An 18875-nucleotide genomic window follows, 5' to 3' on the forward strand; every position below is an offset into this window, starting at 1 on the left:
ATATGAAGAAATTATTGTTAGGAATCGTAACCCTGTTGGTCATGCTCGTAGTAGCTCCGACCTCTGCCTCCGCGCAGAAAGTATATCTCACTCCGACCAGTGGAGCTGTGGCATATCATAAGAACAAGGACTGCAGTTACCTGCGACATTCAAAGGTGGTGAACAGTGTGAGCGAGTCTGAGGCAAGGGAGATGGGCCGGCATGCATGTCCTCTTTGCTATGGCAAGAAGGCCATGGCTGAGACTTCCAAGTCTGTTGCGGCCAGAAAAGCAACCCCAAAAACAACCAAGGCCACCAAGAAGGCGGTCAAGAAAGTTGTAAAGGAGGAAGAAGTAGCCGAAAAGAAAGTGGCAAAGAAGACCGCGACTGCGGCTAAGAAAGCCACCAAGAAGGCTGCCGACGAGACCAAGGCCGCCGAGAAGAAGGTAGCAAAGAAGACAGCTACAGCCAGAAAAACTGTCAGGAAAACAGCCAAGAAGACTGCCGACGAGACCAAGGCTGCCGAGAAGGAGGTAGCAAAGAAGACAGCTACTACCAAGAAAGCTGTCAGGAAGACGGCCAAGAAGGCTGCCGACGAGACGAAAGCCGCAGAGAAGAAGGTAGCAAAGAAACCTGCTACGACTAAGAAAAAGGCCGCAAAGAAAACCTCTGAGACCGTAAAGAAAGCGGCTTAGGACGAATTCTGATCAAGCAAAAAGCATTATCCTTTTCCCTGTAAATGGGGGAGGGGGATTGCTTTTCTGGTTCGTTTTGAACTATGAAAAAGGAGTTATCTGTTAGCAGATAACTCCTTTGCATTTTATTACTCGTCGATGGCGATGTCTTGAAGAATCTCGCTCAGGGTAGGATGAATGTGGATGATATACTTCAAATTGTCGAGCGTTGCATTGAAGTTCATCAGCGCGGTAATCTCCTGCACGAGGTCGGCAGCGTGGGCGCCGAGCACATGGCAGCCGATAATCTTGCCGCCCCCATCCACCAGAATCTTGGCAATGCCTTCGGTTGCCTCTTCCGCAAGAGCCTTTCCGTTGGCACGATAGAAGCCTTTCTTGGCGCTGTATTCCAGTCCCTCGGTCTTGGCTTGCTCCTCGGTGATGCCGACGGAAGCCATCTCCGGGCTTGTAAACACGGCTGCAGGGACGATGTCCAGACGGATTTTGTCTTCCCGGCCGAGGATGTGGTTGACGGCACGGAAACCCTGGAAGGTGGCTGCATGGGCAAGCATCATGCGGGCGTTGACATCGCCGATGGCATAGATGCGAGGCACGGAGGTCTGCATGTTCTCGTCCACGGGGATGCCACGGCGGTCGAACGCCACTCCGGCAGCCTCAAGGTTCAAGCCCTCGGTATTGGCACCACGACCGGTGGCCACCAGTACGGCATCGGCATGCAGGGCCTCGATGGATTCCACGCTATAGCCCATGTTGAACTTGATGCCCGACTTCTCCATCGACTTTCGCAGTCGTTTAGCGAGATCTTTATCCATTGCGGGGAGGCATTCCTTGAGGAATTCGTAGACTTCCACCTCCACGCCCATGCGATGGAAGATGGAAGCAAACTCCATGCCGATGACGCCGGCTCCCACGATGGCCAGTCGGCGGGGAAGTTCCTTGAGCTCAAGAAGTTCGGTAGATGTCATTACCTCCGGGCGGGCGATGTCCGGGATGGGGGGCATCTTGGAGTGAGAGCCAGTCGCGATGATGATGTTGTCGGCCTCATATTCTTCACCGTCAGGGGTTACGATGGTCTTTGCGTCCTTGAAAGAGGCATGTGCATGCACCATTTGGATGCCCGGCGACTTCATCAGCAGTTCCACTCCGTTGCGGAGCTGTTCGCTCACTTGAGCCTTGCGCTCCATGGCTTCAACAAACGGAGTGCCCTTCAAGGAATCGTGGACAAGAGATTTCGTTGGGATGCAGCCTTCATTCAGACATACTCCACCCGCATGCTTGTCTTCGAAAATAATGACCTGAAGGCCGTTTTTTGCAGCATATTGGGCGGCCCGATAACCTCCGGGGCCACTACCGATGATGATTAGATCAGTTTTTGTCATTTACCAGCTGTTTATAGGTTAGGATTGGATTCTTCGCGGCAAGTACATCGTCGACACGCCTGATGGGTGCATCGTGGGGTGCGCTCTTTACGATGTCTGGGGTCTCGACGGCCTCCTTTGCAATCTGATGCATTACTGCGATGAAGCCGTCTATCGTGTTCTTGCTTTCGTTCTCGGTAGGCTCAATCATCATTGCCTCATGGAAAAGCAGGGGAAAATAGATGGTCGGAGCATGATATCCGAAGTCGAGCAGGCGCTTGGCAACATCCATCGTGGTAACGCCGGTTGACTTGTCTTTCAGTCCGTTGAAGACAAATTCGTGCTTGCAGAGGCCTCCGATGGGCAGTTCATAGTCGTCCTTGAGGCATTCCTTGATGTAGTTGGCGTTCAATGTGGCCAGCGGACCTACCATCTTCAGGTTCTCGTATCCGAGCGTGAGGATATAGGCATAGGCACGCATGATGACGCTGAAGTTGCCCAGGAAGGCCCCGACATGGTTGAAGTGGTCGTTTGCGACGGTAAATTTTCCGTCCTGCTTGACCACATGGGGCGACGGCAAAAATTCCTCCAGTCCCTTGCGCACGCCTACGGGACCGCTGCCCGGACCTCCTCCGCCGTGAGGAGTGGAGAAGGTCTTGTGCAGGTTGATGTGCATGACATCGAATCCCATGTCGCCCGGACGCGCTGCGCCGAGCATCGGGTTCAGGTTGGCTCCGTCGTAATACATCAGGGCACCGCATCCGTGGACGAGCTTCTCTATTTCCGGAATTTCCTTCTCGAAGAGCCCGAGGGTGTTCGGGTTTGTCATCATGATGGCGGCAATATCATCGCCGAGCAGCGGTTTGAGGTCTTCTACATCGACGAGACCGTCGGCGGTGCTCTTCACTTCAACCACTTCCAGTCCGCAAACGGCAGCAGAAGCGGGGTTGGTGCCATGGGCGGAGTCGGGCACAATCACCTTCGTACGCTTGTCGTCGTGGCGTGCCTGGTGGTAACTGCGAATGATCATCAGTCCTGTAAGTTCACCGTGAGCACCCGCAAAGGGGTTCAGGGTGAAGTCGCTCAACCCCGCTATCTCAGCAAGAGCCTGCTGCAAGTTGTACTCCACTTCGAGCGCACCCTGGCATGTTGCCGCCGGTTGGAGGGGATGAAGGCCGGTGAAGGTCGGCAGATTGGCAATCTCTTCGTTGATGGTGGGATTGTATTTCATCGTACACGAGCCGAGGGGATAGAAGCCGTTGTTCACGCCGAAGTTGTTTTCACTCAGGTTCGTATAGTGTCGCACGACGGTCATCTCGTCGCATTCAGGAAGCTCTGCGTCGACAGCCCGCTTCTCATCGGCAGGTATCTCGTGATGCCCGAACTGGTTTTTGGGAAGCGAATAACCGCGTCGACCCGCCTGCGACAACTCAAATATCAGATTTCCATATAGCTTATTGTTCATGACACAACGCAATTAAATTGTCTACTTCGTCCTTGGTACGCTTCTCGGTAACGGCCATCATCAAAGTGTCATCTGCTACTTTGATGCCTCCGAGAATGCCATTCTGCTGCAGTTTTTCCAGCAGGGCGTCGGCATCGCCGTCATATTTCACGCAGAATTCATTGAAGAAAGGCTGATGGAAGGCAGCTTTGAAACGACTGTCCTTGAGAAGCTCGTCATAGAGATAGTGGGCTCCGTCATACGACATCTGGGCTGCTTCTTTCACTCCTTCCTTACCCATAAAACTCATGTACATGGTTACCCATAGTGCCATGAGGGACTCATTGGAGCAAATGTTGGAGGTGGCTTTCTGCCTCCGGATGTGCTGCTCGCGCGCCTGGAGGGTCAATACGAAGCAGCGCTTGCCGTCCTGATCGACAGTCTTGCCCACGATGCGTCCCGGCATCTTGCGCATCAGCTTCTCTGTGCAACACATGTAGCCCACGGAAGCACCGCCGAAATTCATCGGAATACCGAGCGACTGGCCGTCGCCTACAGCGATGTCTGCCCCCCATTCGCCTGGTGTTTTCAGCAAGGCGAGGTCGGCCGGGTTACTGTTGAGGATGAAGAGAGCCTTCTGCTCGTGGCAGAGATCGGCCACTCCTGTGAAGTCTTCAACGATGCCGTAGCGGTTTGGCTGCTGTAACACAACTCCCGCAATGCCTCCTTCTGAAAGCTTTGCCTTCAGGTCTTGCTTGTCGGTAGCACCGTCACAGGCCTTTATCATTTCTAGTTCTACGCCATGATAGTGGGCATAGGTCTTGATGACAGCAAGAATCTTTGGGTCTACGGTTTCCGAGACGAGCACCTTTTCGGCTTTCTTTGCAGTAGCTTTGGCCATCAGGACGGCCTCTGCCGTTGCCGTCGTGCCCTCATACATGGAAGCGTTGGAGACATCCATGCCCGTGAGTTCGGCCATCATGCTCTGGTATTCGAAGATATAATGGAGCGTGCCTTGGGAAATCTCGGCCTGATAGGGGGTGTAGCTGGTGAGGAATTCCGACCGCCCCACCAGCTGCGGGATGGCGGAAGGAGTGTAATGGTCGTAGACGCCGGCACCGGCAAAGCAGACCATCTGCTGGTTTTCCCTGCCCAGCTTGTCGAACAGTCGGCGGATCTCTACCTCGCTCATGGCCTCGGGCAACTGATAGTCGCGCTGCAGCCTCACGCTGTCCGGCAGTTCCGCATAGAGGTCTTCAAGGGAGCCTGCACCTATCTTGGCGAGCATTTCCTTGATATCTTCCTCGGTATGTGGGAAATATTTGTATGCCATAGTTTGCTAATATGGAGATATGAAGGAATGAGAAAGCGAAGCGTTCATTCAGTCCTTCATATCCTTTGGTTCTTGAATTTCAGTTTATTTTTCGGTGAGAGCCTTATAGGCGGCTGCATCCATCAGGGCTTCGAGCTCGCCCTTGTCGGAGAGCTCTACCTTCATAATCCAGTTTCCGAAAGCATCCTGGTTGATGAGTTCCGGCGAATCCTCGAGAGCCTCGTTCACCTCGACGACGGTTCCGGACACTGGAGAAATCAGGTCGGAAGCTGCCTTCACGCTCTCCACCGCGCCGAATTCCTCGCCGGCGGTAACCTCGTCGTCTACCTCAGGCATGTCAACATAGACCACATTGCCCAGCTCGTGCTGAGCATAGTCGGTGATTCCTACATAGGCGAAGTCGCCTTCAACCTTTACAAACTCGTGCGACTCACTATAATAGAGTCCTTCAATAACTTTAGCCATAATCTTTTTTATTTTTTATAATGTTTTTCGTAGAACTTCTTTTTGACGACGGTGCCTGGGAATGTCTTCTTGCGAATCTGGATTTCAACCTCGTCTCCCAGCTTGATATCGCTGTCGACAAGTGCCACGGCACAGCTCTTCTCGATGGAGATGAGGCGATAGCCCGTAGTAATTTCACCTACTTCCTTTCCGCCTTTCAGCACCTTGTATCCATGACGGGGAACGGCCTTGTCGTGGAGCTCGATGCCGCGCAGGCGTTTTGCCACCCCGTTGGTCTTCTGGTCGAGGAGTGCTTCCCTGCCGATGAATTCGAGTTTGTCGAGTTTGACAAACATGCTCAGGCCCGCCATGATAGGAGAAATCTCCTTGGAAAGCTCGTCGCCATAGAGCGGCAAGCCTACTTCGAAGCGCAGCGTGTCGCGGCAGCCGAGTCCGCAAGGAGCCACGCCGGCCTCCATCAGCTTGTCCCAGCAGTTGCGGATGAAGTCGTGGGTGCCGTAAATCTCGAATCCGTCCTCGCCCGTATAACCCGTTCGCGAGATGATGATGTTCTCGTCGAATCGGTCGAGCGTCTTCACTTCATAGAAGCCAAGCTCCTTACAGGGGATGCTCAGCACAGTCTCTACCACTCTTTCTGCCTTCGGACCCTGTACGGCCAGCTGCCCGTAGTAGTCGCTCTTGTAGCAGATTACAGCATCGAATCCTTCGGCGTTCTCCTTAATCCATTCATTATCCTTGTCGATGTTCGAGGCGTTGATGGTCATTAGGAATAGGTTCTGGTCGAGCTTGCAGATGCAGGTGTCGTCGACGGTGCCGCCGTCGGGATAGCACATCATGCCATACATCACCTTGCCGACGGGCATATTAGTAACATCGTTGGTGAAGATGTGGTTCACGAACTTCTCCGCCTCACGGCCGCTGACGATGACTTCGCCCATGTGAGACACATCGAAGACCCCGCAATGTTGTCTTACTACGTTATGTTCCTCGATGATGGAAGAATACTGGATAGGCATGTCGAATCCTCCGAAAGGAGAGATCAGGGCACCTAAAGCCACATGTTTGTCGTACAGACAAGTCCTTTTATTTTCCATATTATCAGTAGTTAAAGTTGTTTGGTTCCAAAAATGAAGTCTTTGTCGAGATATTCCTTTTCCATCTCTTCGGTCTTCTGGATGTCGTCGGGCGTCATAGTGTACTGTGTGGAGCATAGGTGTTCCCTGAGTCTCTTCCTGATTTCGGGGAAGGAGAAGGAAGTGTAGTCCTTGAGGAGGCAGATGCGCTGTCTGACGCTTTCCACTCCGTGCTTCGAGAGTTTCTGCTTCGACGGTGTTATGGCCTTGAGCATGTGTTCCATGTCGGTGTCATAGAGCAGGGTGCCATGGGCTATATTCTTTCCCGGGAGGTGATAGATGGCGTTTCCCGAAACCTTCTTCTCGCCGATCATGATGTCGTTGTGGTCGCTCTTCACGGCCTCGATGCCAAGGCTCTGGAGGGCTGCCGTCACCATGTCGAGATAGCGGCCGAAAGTATTGTCCACATTCGCGTCGCTGGTGATGTAGGACAGCATCACATTACTCATGTCTGCATAGACGCATCCACCGCCGCTTTTACGACGATACATCTCGATGCCGTGCCGCGTGCAATACTCGATGTTCACTTCGTTTTCTATGACTTGATTGCGTCCGAAAATAACCGTAGGATTCACTTGCCACATGAAGAAGAGGTCATCGTTGAGGTCGAGGCTGCGCGCGGCAAACTCTTCCATCGCAAGATAGAAGCTCAGACGGTGTACTTGCATGTCAGGCAGGTCAATGTATATCATAGCATGGTTTTCAGTCGTTATTTCTTGCAAATATACTAATTTTTTGTGGAAACCTGCAAGGAAAAAATCGATTTTTATTTGTTAAGAATTCTTAGTTTATGCTTTTTGTCATCCTTGCTGACTGCAAGGTGCAGGAAACGGAATTGTAAAAGATGGCTAAAAGGCATGTAAAAGACCGTTAGAAGGAGTGCTTTTAACGGTTAAAAGGCGAGTAAAAGGCCGTCTTTTACTTTTGATTTTGTATCTATCTGGGAATCAATAGATTCTGTTTGGCTAAATATTTGCTATCGACATGATGTTGGCAAATACGCCGGCTGCCGTAACACCGGCACCCGCGCCGTATCCCTTTATCTGCATCGGGTACTCCTTGTAGCGTTCCGTGGTGAGCAGGAGGATGTTGTTGGAACCTTCAAGGTGATAGAAAGGATGCGACTGGCCTACGGCCTCAAGGCCTACGCGAGTTTTTCCGTTCTCCATCGTTGCCACGAAGCGCCATCGCTTGCCCGCCTTTTCCAGTTCCTCCCGTTCGGCCTCGAATCCCGCATCGAGTTTGGGCAATAGCCTCCAAAAGTCATCTTGGCTACCCTTGAAGTAGTCGTCGGGCACGAAGAGATGCTTTTCCACATCGGCTTGCTCCACCTTGTAGCCAGCCTCGCGCGTGAGGATAACGAGCTTACGGATGACATCCGTACCGCTCAGGTCGATGCGTGGGTCGGGCTCGGAGTAGCCTTGCTCCTTGGCTCTCCTCACGGTTTCGGAGAAGGGGACCTCCTTCGAGATGGCGTTGAAGATAAAGTTCAGGGTGCCGCTCAGCACGGCCTCTATCTTCAGGATTCTGTCGCCCGAGTTGCGCAGGTCGTTGATGGTGCCGATGATGGGCAGTCCTGCTCCCACATTTGTCTCGAAGAGGAACTTCACGCCGCGCTTCAGAGCCGTCTCTTTCAGCCGTGCATAGTTCTCGTATTCTGAAGAGGCGGCAATCTTGTTGGCTGCCACTACGCTCACATTATGTTCCAGCAGGCTCTGGTAGAGGTGGGCGATGTCTTTGCTGGCGGTGCAGTCTACGAAGACGGAGTTGAAGATATTCATCTGTACGATGCTGTCGCGCAGCTTCTCGGGATTACTCGGCTCCGAGGCCTTCAGCTTGTCAAGGTAGTTTGTAAGGTCGAGCCCTTCACGGTCAAAGATAGCGTTCTTGGAACTGGCGATGCCCACCACATTGAGTTTCAGCCGTGAGTGCTCCTTCAGCTCATCGTATTGGGAGCGGATTTGTTCTATGAGCTTGCCGCCCACCGTTCCCACTCCGCAGATGAAGAGGTTGAGCACCTTGTATTCGGAGAGGAAGAAGGAGTCGTGCAATACATTCAGCGACTTCTTCAGGTATTCCCGTTCGATGACAAACGAAATGTTGGTTTCCGAGGCTCCCTGCGCAAAGGCAATCACGCTGATGCCGCTCCTGCCGAGCGTGCCGAAGAGTTTTCCCGTGATGCCTGGCATGTGGCGCATGTTCTCGCCTACGATGGCCACGGTGGAAAGATTCTTCTGTACCTGCATCGGGAACATCGAACCATTCTCGATCTCACGGGCGAACTCCTCGTCGAGCACTTTTTCCGCCTTGTCGGCATCCGCCTCGCGTACGCCGATGGAGGTGGAATTCTCCGAGGAGGCCTGCGCCACCATGAAGGCTGATATCCCTCCGTTGGTCAGCGCGGTGAAGATGCGGCGGTTGACGCCGATTACTCCCACCATCGAAAGACCTGCCACATGGATGATCGCCGTGTCGGAGATGCTTGAGATTCCCTTGATGGGTTTTCCGTCATTGCCGATCTTACTCTTGATCACGGTGCCCGTTTCCTTAGGGTTGAAGGTGTTCTTCACGCTGATGGGAATATTCTTGATGCATACCGGATATATCGTGGGGGGATAGATAACCTTGGCTCCGAAGTTGCAGAGCTCCATGGCTTCTATATAGCTCAGTTCGTTGATGGTGTACGCGCCCTTGATGACTTTAGGGTCGGCGGTCATGAATCCGTCCACATCCGTCCATATTTCAAGGACTTCGGCGTTTAGTTCCGCAGCGATGAGTGCGGCGGTATAGTCGCTTCCTCCGCGCCCGAGGTTCGTGATTTCACCGCTGTCCTTGTCGGTGGCAATGAATCCCGGTACGATGCACAGGCGGTGCGGCTCTCTGAAAGTATCACGGATAAGCCGGTTGGTGAGTTCAGAGTCGAGCATGTGCTTCCCGTTCTTGCGCTCAGTCTTGATGAATTCCATGGCGTCGATTCTCTTTGATCCGCGAATCAGCGTACTCACGATGTTAGAGGAAAGGCGCTCGCCGTAGCTTACGATGGCATCCAGGGTCTTTTCGCTCAGGTCGTGAATGAGATACACGCCATAGTAGATGGAGCGCAGTTGCTCGAACAACTGGTCCACCTTATTGAATAACATTTCTCTGTCCAGGTTGTTGGTGATGATGGCGTCTATCATCTTCTGGTGCCGTTCCCTCATGGCATCAAAGCCGTCATGCCAGCGTTCATCACCTTTCAGGGCCGTCTTTGCCGTTGCTATCAGCTGGTCGGTAATTCCGCCAAGTGCACTTACCACGGCAATTACAGGCTGATGTTTTACTTCTTTCTCTACAATGTTCTTCAAGCTCAATATGCTTGAAACGGAACCTACAGATGTTCCGCCGAATTTCATCACTTTCATTTCGTTTGTCTTTTTATTATTATTCCATCATCCCCGATACGAGAGGGCTATGCTGAAACTTAGCGGCAAAGATAATAAAAAATGAAAAGATGAAAGAAGAAAAGTAAGTTTTTTTAAGGACAGAATAAAAGCCTCGTCTTCCGGATGGGCACGGAAGGCAAGGCTCATATTCTTATTTTATAAGCCTTACTGGTCCTATCAGTCCTGAGGGGAGCAGCGGGTCAGAGGGCTTATAGAATCTCCGGATCTGGGTTACGGGATGCTTTTCGCCTTTCTGCACATCACCTATTTGGCGGTTGGCCCATAGGTTGGTAACTCTTATTTCAAGCGTATTTGCTCCTTTGTGGAGATAAGGGCGGATGTTTCTGGTGCGGAACGGGGCTTTCCATTCCGTCCCTACGGACTCACCGTTAATCCAGATTTCGGCGATGTTCTTTACGCTTCCCAGGTCGAGATAGATGGGTTCGGAACCCTTTAGGTCGTTTTTCTGGAGAATGAAGGTGGTCGTATAGTCGGCCGTTCCCGCAAAATACTTCACCACGGGATTCTCGCATTCCGTCCAAGAGTGTAGCGCGGTGAAGGTCTCATCGGCCTCTCCGCCTCCCTTTTGGCTGAAATGGATATTCCAGGGCGTATTTATTTCCTTGATCGTCTGTGGTTCATGCCCCAGGTGCTTACTGTCGGCAAAGATCTCCTGGGGCTCTCCTGGCGCGAGCGGCTCTCTGGAGAAGACCACGAAGAGGGCGTCGGTGGAGAGCGTCTTGAGGCTGACGGCAACCCTTCCGTTCTCCTTTCGATATTGAACGGGCTGTATATGTCCCGTTGCGGGGTCGAATATGGTCGCATATGAGCCCCCGTGCCTGAAGCTCATTACCGCTTCTTGATCCTTTCCGGAGAAGTTTCTCACCCAGTATATTTCTTTCCCGTCGTCAGTCTGCCGATGTACATAGCGCATGCCATTGATGCCGTAGGGCTGTGCCGGGACATTGCTTTTGAAGTCGGGTTCTATGCCGGCCAGCCGGATGGCCGTAGCGAGATTGTCGGTTACATTCCGTTTCCCGGAATGCCAGATGTTGTCCACGAGCTTGTGAAAGGCATTTCGGTCCGCCTTCATACCTGCACATTGTGCCGGCTCCTTGCCGCATATCACTACCCCCGCATCGGCGAAGTCGGAGATGCGTCGCAGGATATCCAGCGACATCGTCTCGCAGTTCTTGTCCATCCAGAGTATCTTGTAGCGCATGCCCGAGCGGGTCGTCAGCTGCCCGTTTGCGACATCCACCTCGCTGCGCAGCACCGATGCACTCGCGAAGTCGTATTCGTAGCCCTGGGGAATCTGTGGAAGTTGCTCAAAGTTTCCTCCATAGACACTCGTGATGTTGTTGTCCTCACCATAGTAGAGCAGGATGTCCGCCACGGCATGTCCCTTGCTGAGCAGGTAGCTGCTGCGGGCAAGATAGTCGGTAAGCGTATGTGCCTGGTTGGCCCAGGTCTCGTTGCGGTGGAACCACTGGCCGTAGCGGTATAGCTGGAGCCCGGGCAGATAATCGTCGTTGGGCTGTGAGGCAGACTCGTGGATGAAGAAGCGTGTTACGCCCGCACTCATCGCCACATCCGCCATATACTTCATGTTTTCCGGACAGTAGGTGTAGGCGTGTCGGTCGTCGCCGTTCACCGTGAACGATTCTGCCGACACGCTGTTCTGTCCGTAGATATGGGCGACCGATGCAGACTCGCGGATGTCGGCTATCGCACCCGGCACAGAGCTTCCCGTAGGGGTGTCTTCCATCCAGAAGGCTGCCATGGGGTTGGTGGCATGGCGCTTCACATCCATTCCGTCGGCGATGTAGGCCCGACCGCCTTCGTGCGACTCCGAGTATCTTCCCTGCAGCCCGTATTTCCTTGCGATGGTGTCCAGTCGGTCGTAGTTCTCGGCCGTTAGTTCCTCGAGGGTCTTGCGCCAGTCCCACAGAAAACGCATGCTCTCGTCGCTGCTCCCGATAATCTCACCCGTCAGCACGGGCAGCCAGGGCTTCAGGTCGTATCCCCTGCGTTTCAGGAATTCCGCTGGCAACCGGGGGGTCCATGTGTAGGAGCCGGCCTCGTAGCTGTCGGTGAGGATGTGGGTGATGCCTTTCTTGCCCAGCATGCCTTGGGCGCCTTCCTTGTAGATGTCGAAGTAATGGTGGAAGTAGCGCGTCCATGCGGCCGAGTCTATCTTGTCTACTTCCAGTCCGGTGTTCTCCGGAGAGGCCGGATGGTTCACCCTTCCGGTAATCGACCAGCCGAAGCGGTAGATGCGCCATTTGCCTTTCGGCAGTCGGCAGCGCAGCGTTCCGTCGGCGTTCATTATGCCGGTGAGGTCGATGATGTCGGCCGGATTTACGGCATGCAGCGTGGCGGGGGTCTTGTAGTTCTTATAATCGGAGTTGAGAGCGAATCCTCCCTGTTCTTCCGCATGGTTTATCTTGCTGACATTGTAGAGCGTCAGATGCTCGAGTTTCTTGCCCCGCACGCGGAAGAAGCGTGCCGTGGTGGGGACTATGTCGACGGTGGCATAAGGTATGCGCGCCGGATATATCTCGCTTACGGGGCGCCATGTCTTGCCGTCGTCGCTACATTCCAGGAAGTTCCAGCCGGCCGGCTTGCGTCCACGGGGTCGTGAGCCCATCTGCATGGATTTGAGCGTGAGAGCCCTGATGGTATGGCGTTGCGGGAATGTAACGGTAATAATGCTGTCGCTGGCATCTGTCCGGGCACCCATCTCCTGCATCGTGAGTTCCTCGAAAGGCAGCCGGATGGCAATCACGCACAGGTCTCCGCCATAAGGTTTTATGTCCATCCGGTCGTTGGGCTGGTAGTAGTCTTGGTAGGGGCCTACCGTGCAGTATAGGTCGGGCAGTTGCACCTTGAGCGTCTTGCCGCCCTTTATGGTAATGGAGCGCCACTCCAGTTTCTTCATGGCATCTTCCGGTTTCACCCAGTATCCACCGGTAGAGCTCCATCCCGGGGCGCTGGCTATGCCCACTTCAAGGCCTAAGGAGTCAGCCAGTCGGAGGGCATAGCGGAAGGCGTCTTTCCATCCGGTCGACATATAGGGCAGTCTGACCTTTGCCGCCCTGGGCATGTTGACGCCTCCGGCATCAAACTGGTGCAGGCCTCCGATGCCCTGGCTCTTCATCCACAACAGGTCTTTGCGGATGCCCTCCTTGCTTACATTACCGTCCATCCAGTGCCACCACACATAGGGGCGGGCTTCACGCGGCGGACAGAGGAACCCCTTCACGAGGTCTTCAGTTTGCTGCGCGTGGGCCTTTATAGGAATTAACGCTATCAGCAGGGCTACTATATAATATAAGGTATGCTTCATGGTGTTGGTATTTTCATGCCGGAGTGTATCATCGGCAAAATTAATATTTTTCCCCGATTCCTGCAAGGGAATATGTTTTTTTCGTACTTTTGCAGTATGATTCAAGAATATCAACTCCGCCTGTTGCCAGAACAGGCTTTCAGCGAAGAGGTCATTGCCCGTTTCATTGCCGACGACAAGGGGCTCGATGTGCGTACCATCAATCATGTGCGCGTGCTGAAACGCTCCGTCGATGCCCGCCAGCGCACCATCTATGAAAATCTGAAGGTGCGTGTCTACATCAATGAATTTCCCCAGGACGAGCCTTATGAGAAAACCGAGTATCCCTTCGTGGGCGACCGCCCGAGGGTGGTTGTGGTGGGCGAGGGTCCCGGGGGGCTCTTCGCCTCGCTGCGATTGATTGAGTTGGGCTATTGCCCCGTGGTCATTGAACGGGGCAAGGATGTGCATGAACGCAAGAAAGACCTCGCCCTCATCACGAAGACCCACAAGGTGGACGGCAACTCCAACTACTGTTTCGGAGAGGGAGGAGCCGGAGCTTATTCCGACGGGAAGCTTTATACACGCAGCAAGAAGCGCGGCTCGGTGGCCAAAATATTGAATGTGTTCTGCCAGCACGGAGCCCCGACGGCCATCCTTGCCGACGCCCACCCGCACATCGGCACCGACAAACTGCCGCGTGTCATTGAGAACATGCGCAATACCATCCTGAAGAGCGGGGGCGAGGTGCACTTCCAGACCAAGATGACGAGCCTCTTGCTGGAGGCAGATAAGGTGGTGGGTGTTGAGGCCGTGCGTCTTTCCGACGGGCAGCAGCTCACCTTCCGAGGGCCCGTCATCCTCGCTACCGGCCATAGTGCCCGCGACATCTATCAGTATCTGGCCGACTCGAAAATAGAGATCGAGTCGAAAGGCATCGCCGTGGGCGTGCGCCTGGAGCACCCCGCACAGCTCATAGACCAGATTCAATACCATAGCAGGGAGGGTCGCGGCAAGTATCTTCCGGCAGCGGAATACAGCTTCGTAGCCCAGGTTGACGGTCGCGGGGTCTATAGTTTCTGCATGTGTCCGGGAGGTTTTGTCATCCCGGCAGCCACGGGAGCGGGCCAGATAGTGGTCAACGGCATGAGCCCAGCCAACCGCGGCACCAAGTGGAGCAACTCGGGCATGGTGGTGGAAGTGCGTCCTGAGGATGTCGGACCGGACGACGATGTGCTGAAGGTGATGCACTTTCAAGAACGGTTGGAACACGACTGCTGGCAGCAGGGCAACATGCGGCAGACCGCGCCGGCGCAGCGGATGGCCGATTTTGTGAACAACCGCCTCTCCTATGACCTCCCGGAGTCGAGCTACGCACCGGGTCTTATCTCGTCGCCGCTCCACTTCTGGTTGCCCAAACAGATAATAAGCCGACTGCAGGAGGGATTCAAGACCTTCGGCAGACATGCCCGCGGTTTCCTCACCAACGAGGCTGCGCTCATCGCCGTGGAAACTCGCACGAGCTCGCCCGTGCGCATCCTGCGCGACAGGGAGACGCTTCAGCATGTGCGTCTCGAAGGCCTTTTCCCGTGTGGCGAGGGTGCCGGATATGCCGGAGGCATCGTTTCGGCAGGCATTGACGGCGAGCGTTGTGCCGAAATGTGTGCCGAATATCTCGGGCGCAAATAGTCTCCGTTCTTGTTCCTGGCGGTTGGGGAGACGAGGAAGACTGCTTTTCGGCGTGTCAGGATGTAGCCTGTAGCGGCTTTATGGGCGGCTTGCAACCTCCATATAAATGGCATGCGACCCTCGTGGAGGTCGTCTTCAGGATTAGTTTCAGCCGCTGAAACATGTTGCTTCAGTCATTGAAACACGGTGTTTCAGCTGTTGAAACTCTTTGTTTCAGTCATTGAAACTAATGTGGAGTACTGCTTCTATATCATCTCGAAGTCTTTTTTCTCCTGCCGGATGGTGGTTTCCGCATTGCAAGAGTCGTACTTCCAATTCCGAAGCGGTGCATGCCCGTTGTCGGAAAACCTTCTGGGGCTTTGCCGGAATATTGTCATTATACAATTGGAATTCTGTTTACTGTCAACTCCGACAGCCGCGGGGAGAGTTTCTGTTTATGCCTTATCTTTACCTTTGTTATGGTGTTGGCAAGTGTGGGTATCGGTAACTGTTTTTCTGAAAAGGGGGCAATACGGTTGCTAAAATTACAAGTTTTAACACAAATTATTCCTAATTTATGTTAAAACGAGCATGTACTTGTTTTTCTTTCTGTTATTTTTTGTTGTTTTGCATATAATTAATTATTTTTGTGCTTTCAAGTTTTTATATGATTTCTGGTGTTCGCCGTATGAGAAAACAGATGTCAATCTTGTCAGATATAGCGGTTGCTAAAGAGTCGATTTATTATTTTTAAGAAAGTTATAGCATGAAAAAAACAAAAGGAAAGGGATTAAAGAGTATATTGTTTATGCTCTGGTTCTTGTCGTCAAGTCTTTTATTGCAAGCTCAAGTCAGGGGAACCTTCTCCGGAAAGGTGGTCGACCAGCAGGGTAATCCTATGATTGGCGTTACCGTGAGGCCTGATGGAGGAAAGACGGGTGTGATTACGAATGCCGACGGAGAATTCCGCTACGATGACAAGGGGCAGGAGTCGCGTACCTTCGTGTTTTCCTATCTGGGCATGAAAAGTGTTACGAGAGCCCTGCGGTCAGGCTTCTTTGCGACCATTATGATGGAAGACGATGCCGAAAAACTGGATGAAGTGGTGGTAACTGGCTATCAGACGATGAGCCGCCGAGAGTCGGCAGCTGCCATCTCGACGGTGAAGATGGCGGATGTCTATAACCCGAGTGCAATGAATATAGACCAGATGCTGCAGGGAAGGATTGCCGGCATGGATGTCATGATTCAGTCCGGCGAGCCGAGCAGCACGCCAGTCATCCGTATTCGTGGTAATTCTACGATAAATGGAAACAAGGCTCCCGTGTGGGTGGTGGATGGTGTCATCATGTCGGAGTCGGTTCCTTTCTCGGCTTCTGACCTGAATAGCCCTGACGCCTCCTATCTGATAGGTAACAGTATCTCTGGCCTCAGTCCGCAGGATATAGAGTCTATCAGCGTGCTGAAGGATGCCTCCGCCACGGCCATCTACGGCGTGAAGGCAGCCAACGGGGTTATCGTCGTAACGACGAAAAAGGGCAGGGTTACGGCTCCGGAGATAACCTATGACATGAACTTGAACCTGAATACCCGTCCTACCTACGGCCTGTTCGACCGCATGAATTCGCAGGAGCGAGTGCAGTTGTCGAAGGACATCTACGATGCCCGTCTCCAATATCCCCGGGTTCCTACGGGAGAAAGCTATGAGGGAGCCTTGCAGAGCTATATCAGCAAGAAGATCTCGGCCGATGAGTTTGCCTCGTTGGTGCGTAACTATGAGACCATGAACACGGACTGGTTCAAGCTTCTGTTCCGTGAGACAGTAAGTCAGAGTCATGGTGTATCGCTTAATGGAGGTACGAACAAGGTGAGATACTATACCTCTCTGAACTATAACGACAGCCCGGGTATCGCCAAGGGTTCCAAGAGCGACCGGTTCACGGCTTTGGGCAGGATATTCGTGAGAATTAATCGAATATTCAATGCAGAAGTAAAGCTTGACATGAGCAACCAGAATAATCACGGATACTCCTCCGTGAATCCCTTCTCTTATGCGTTTAATACCTCAAGGGCCATCCCTGCCTATAATGATGGCGAGCTTTATTACTATTCGCGGAGCATATTGTCGAATGATGTCAACTTTAATGTGCTTAATGAACTTAACACCACGGGCATGAAAGCCAATGTGCGAAAAATGGGTGGAGTCTTCAACTTGAATGCTTTTATCCTGGACGGACTCAAGTTCTCTTCTATCCTTTCTTACTATTGGAGTAATACCCGCACGCGCACCTGGGCTACCGATCACTCTTATGAAGTGGGAGCCATAAGGGGCTATAACTATGGTGTTTACGAGCGGGGCTCTACCCAGTTTGAAGCTTCTGCATTGCCAATAGGAGGAACTTACAGGTTTTCTGACACTTCCGGGCGGTCTTACTCATGGCGCAACTCGCTGGAGTATAAGCAGGTTCTATCGGACAGGCATGAGGTGAATCTCTTCGGAGGTATAGAAATTCGCTCCGAGAAGTATAGTGGTTTCTCACAGTTGCTTTATGGTTGGGACCCTACTTACGGGCAATCCGTCTCTCCGGCTTATACCACTCGCTATAAGACTTTGCTTGAAGGCGGGATGTTTGAACCCTCGATTACGGAGAAAACGACGCAGGTGGCTTCTTATTTTGCCACAGCCAGCTACACTTATGACAACCGCTATGTGCTGAATGCCAACATACGCTCTGACGGAGCCAATAAGTTCGGTAGTAATCCGAAGTATCGCTGGCTGCCGACATGGTCGTTGGCCGGAAAGTGGTTCATCTCCAGTGAAAAGTTCATGAAGAAAGTGAGTTTCGTGAATAATCTGTCGCTGAGGGCTTCTTATGGGCTGCAAGGGAATATTCACGACGACTCTACACCCTATCTATTGGTACAGTTGGATAGAATCGACGATATTACGGGTTTGCGTCCGGGATCCGTCTATCGGTTGCCAAACCCTGACTTGCGCTGGGAGAAGACCCGCTCCTATAATCTGGGCCTTGACGCATCGTTCTTTGATCATCGGCTATCCCTGACGCTGGACTATTACCAAAAGCACACTTCCGACCTTATCACCGACTTGCAGGTGTCTCCTTCGACGGGGCAGCTGTATATGTTTATGAATGCCGGCGAGGCCTTCAATAAGGGATTTGAGGAAGTGGTTAGCGTAGATGTGCTTCGCGGCAAAAACTTAGAATGGAATATATCTTGTAATGCCACCCATAATATCAATGAGATAAAGTATGCCTATAATGCCAGTTTGTCTGCCAAGGAAACCTATGAACATATGCTGCAAGGCAATGTAGCCACCATCGGTCAGCCTTTGGGCACATTCTATTCATTCCGTTTTGCAGGACTTTCTGCCGAAAACGGTTATCCTTTGTTCTATACGAAAGATGGCCGCAAAGTGCATGAAGGAGACTTTGAGGTAATGGACTTGGTTGCTTCGGGCAGTATCTATCCCCATGTGTTCGGTGGTTTCGATACTCGTTTTACTTACAAGAAAAACCTGACTTTGAGTATTGGCTTCTCTTACCAGATGGGGGGCAAGAGGCGTCTTCCGGAAATCTACAACAATGTGAGCAAGGCATTCGATCCCACGCAGAATGTTCCGTCGGCTTTCTCCAACAGATGGAAGCAGCAAGGCGATGAGCGCTATACGACCATTCCGGCCCTGTATGACACGAGGATCGCAGACGACTTCCCCGAGGAGCTGAAAGGTCTCTATGATACAGGAAGGGATGTGGATGTGAGAATGGTAAGGATGTATGACTACTGTGATATTCGCGTGGCAAGTAGCGATTTCCTCCGCCTAAGGAATATCATGCTCAGTTATAGACTTCCGAAAAAAATCCTGGTGCCACTGCATATCAAAAGCCTTACTTTACGGGCTACAGCCAGCAACTTGAAAGTGTGGAAATCGAAGAAGTGGGGAGGCATGGATCCCGAGTCGGTTTATGCCAACATGCCTTTGATGCCGAGTTTCAACTTTGGAGTTAATGTTTTATTCTAAATTAAAAA

General features: G+C 52.5%; 11 protein-coding genes. 3 read left to right on the forward strand and 8 right to left on the reverse strand.

Going from position 1 to position 18875, the window contains the following annotated elements:
- Nucleotides 1-2: 2 nt before the first annotated feature.
- On the forward strand, nucleotides 3-674 hold the full coding sequence (locus BM114_RS14245; protein ID WP_177207020.1) for a hypothetical protein: 672 nt from the start codon (nucleotides 3-5) through the stop codon (nucleotides 672-674).
- A 128-nt stretch (nucleotides 675-802) separates the two neighbouring features.
- Here BM114_RS14245 and lpdA read toward each other — a convergent pair whose 3' ends face one another.
- The 8 genes from lpdA to BM114_RS01905 all read right to left on the reverse strand — a co-directional run bounded on the left by lpdA (nucleotide 803) and on the right by BM114_RS01905 (nucleotide 13178).
- Nucleotides 803-2053: a dihydrolipoyl dehydrogenase gene (gene lpdA / locus BM114_RS01870; protein ID WP_092109810.1), complete on the reverse strand. Its 1251-nt coding sequence runs from the start codon at nucleotides 2051-2053 to the stop codon at nucleotides 803-805.
- On the reverse strand, nucleotides 2040-3497 hold the full coding sequence (gcvPB, locus tag BM114_RS01875; RefSeq protein WP_092109812.1) for an aminomethyl-transferring glycine dehydrogenase subunit GcvPB: 1458 nt from the start codon (nucleotides 3495-3497) through the stop codon (nucleotides 2040-2042). The genes lpdA and gcvPB overlap by 14 nt, the downstream gene beginning before the upstream one ends.
- Nucleotides 3487-4809, reverse strand: coding sequence for an aminomethyl-transferring glycine dehydrogenase subunit GcvPA (gcvPA, locus tag BM114_RS01880; protein ID WP_092109814.1), 1323 nt, complete (start codon nucleotides 4807-4809; stop codon nucleotides 3487-3489). The genes gcvPB and gcvPA overlap by 11 nt, the downstream gene beginning before the upstream one ends.
- A gap of 84 nt (nucleotides 4810-4893) precedes the next feature.
- Complete coding sequence (gene gcvH / locus BM114_RS01885; protein ID WP_092109816.1) at nucleotides 4894-5274, reverse strand: glycine cleavage system protein GcvH; 381 nt, start codon at nucleotides 5272-5274, stop codon at nucleotides 4894-4896.
- 8 nt (nucleotides 5275-5282) lie between these two features.
- Entirely contained in the window at nucleotides 5283-6368 is a 1086-nt protein-coding gene (gene gcvT, locus BM114_RS01890) for a glycine cleavage system aminomethyltransferase GcvT (protein ID WP_092109818.1), read from the reverse strand.
- Between the two features lie 11 nt (nucleotides 6369-6379).
- On the reverse strand, nucleotides 6380-7099 hold the full coding sequence (locus BM114_RS01895) for a lipoate--protein ligase family protein (RefSeq protein ID WP_092109820.1): 720 nt from the start codon (nucleotides 7097-7099) through the stop codon (nucleotides 6380-6382).
- A 273-nt stretch (nucleotides 7100-7372) separates the two neighbouring features.
- On the reverse strand, nucleotides 7373-9808 hold the full coding sequence (thrA, locus tag BM114_RS01900; RefSeq protein WP_092109822.1) for a bifunctional aspartate kinase/homoserine dehydrogenase I: 2436 nt from the start codon (nucleotides 9806-9808) through the stop codon (nucleotides 7373-7375).
- A gap of 172 nt (nucleotides 9809-9980) precedes the next feature.
- Nucleotides 9981-13178 carry a glycosyl hydrolase gene (locus BM114_RS01905; RefSeq protein ID WP_218151479.1) on the reverse strand — a complete coding sequence of 1066 codons (3198 nt, stop codon included), beginning with the start codon at nucleotides 13176-13178 and terminating at the stop codon, nucleotides 9981-9983.
- Nucleotides 13179-13274: 96 nt separating this feature from the next.
- Here BM114_RS01905 and BM114_RS01910 point away from each other — a divergent pair, with 96 nt between their 5' ends.
- Nucleotides 13275-14846: an NAD(P)/FAD-dependent oxidoreductase gene (locus BM114_RS01910; protein ID WP_092110170.1), complete on the forward strand. Its 1572-nt coding sequence runs from the start codon at nucleotides 13275-13277 to the stop codon at nucleotides 14844-14846.
- Between the two features lie 745 nt (nucleotides 14847-15591).
- Nucleotides 15592-18867 carry a SusC/RagA family TonB-linked outer membrane protein gene (locus BM114_RS01915; RefSeq protein WP_092109826.1) on the forward strand — a complete coding sequence of 1092 codons (3276 nt, stop codon included), beginning with the start codon at nucleotides 15592-15594 and terminating at the stop codon, nucleotides 18865-18867.
- The last annotated feature ends 8 nt before the right edge of the window (nucleotides 18868-18875 follow it).

Source organism: Prevotella sp. KH2C16, from assembly GCF_900113305.1.
In the GTDB taxonomy this organism is placed as follows: Bacteria; Bacteroidota; Bacteroidia; order Bacteroidales; family Bacteroidaceae; genus Prevotella.

Bases quoted from the DNA above. Each gene is read 5' to 3' on its own strand.
- BM114_RS14245 (WP_177207020.1), top strand. From the start codon at position 3: ATGAAGAAATTATTGTTAGGAATCGTAACCCTGTTGGTCATGCTCGTA.
- gcvH (WP_092109816.1), bottom strand. From the start codon at position 5,274: ATGGCTAAAGTTATTGAAGGACTCTATTATAGTGAGTCGCACGAGTTT.
- BM114_RS01910 (WP_092110170.1), top strand. From the start codon at position 13,275: ATGATTCAAGAATATCAACTCCGCCTGTTGCCAGAACAGGCTTTCAGC.
- gcvPA (WP_092109814.1), bottom strand. From the start codon at position 4,809: ATGGCATACAAATATTTCCCACATACCGAGGAAGATATCAAGGAAATG.
- lpdA (WP_092109810.1), bottom strand. From the start codon at position 2,053: ATGACAAAAACTGATCTAATCATCATCGGTAGTGGCCCCGGAGGTTAT.
- BM114_RS01895 (WP_092109820.1), bottom strand. From the start codon at position 7,099: ATGATATACATTGACCTGCCTGACATGCAAGTACACCGTCTGAGCTTC.
- BM114_RS01915 (WP_092109826.1), top strand. From the start codon at position 15,592: ATGAAAAAAACAAAAGGAAAGGGATTAAAGAGTATATTGTTTATGCTC.
- gcvT (WP_092109818.1), bottom strand. From the start codon at position 6,368: ATGGAAAATAAAAGGACTTGTCTGTACGACAAACATGTGGCTTTAGGT.
- thrA (WP_092109822.1), bottom strand. From the start codon at position 9,808: ATGAAAGTGATGAAATTCGGCGGAACATCTGTAGGTTCCGTTTCAAGC.
- gcvPB (WP_092109812.1), bottom strand. From the start codon at position 3,497: ATGAACAATAAGCTATATGGAAATCTGATATTTGAGTTGTCGCAGGCG.
- BM114_RS01905 (WP_218151479.1), bottom strand. From the start codon at position 13,178: ATGAAGCATACCTTATATTATATAGTAGCCCTGCTGATAGCGTTAATT.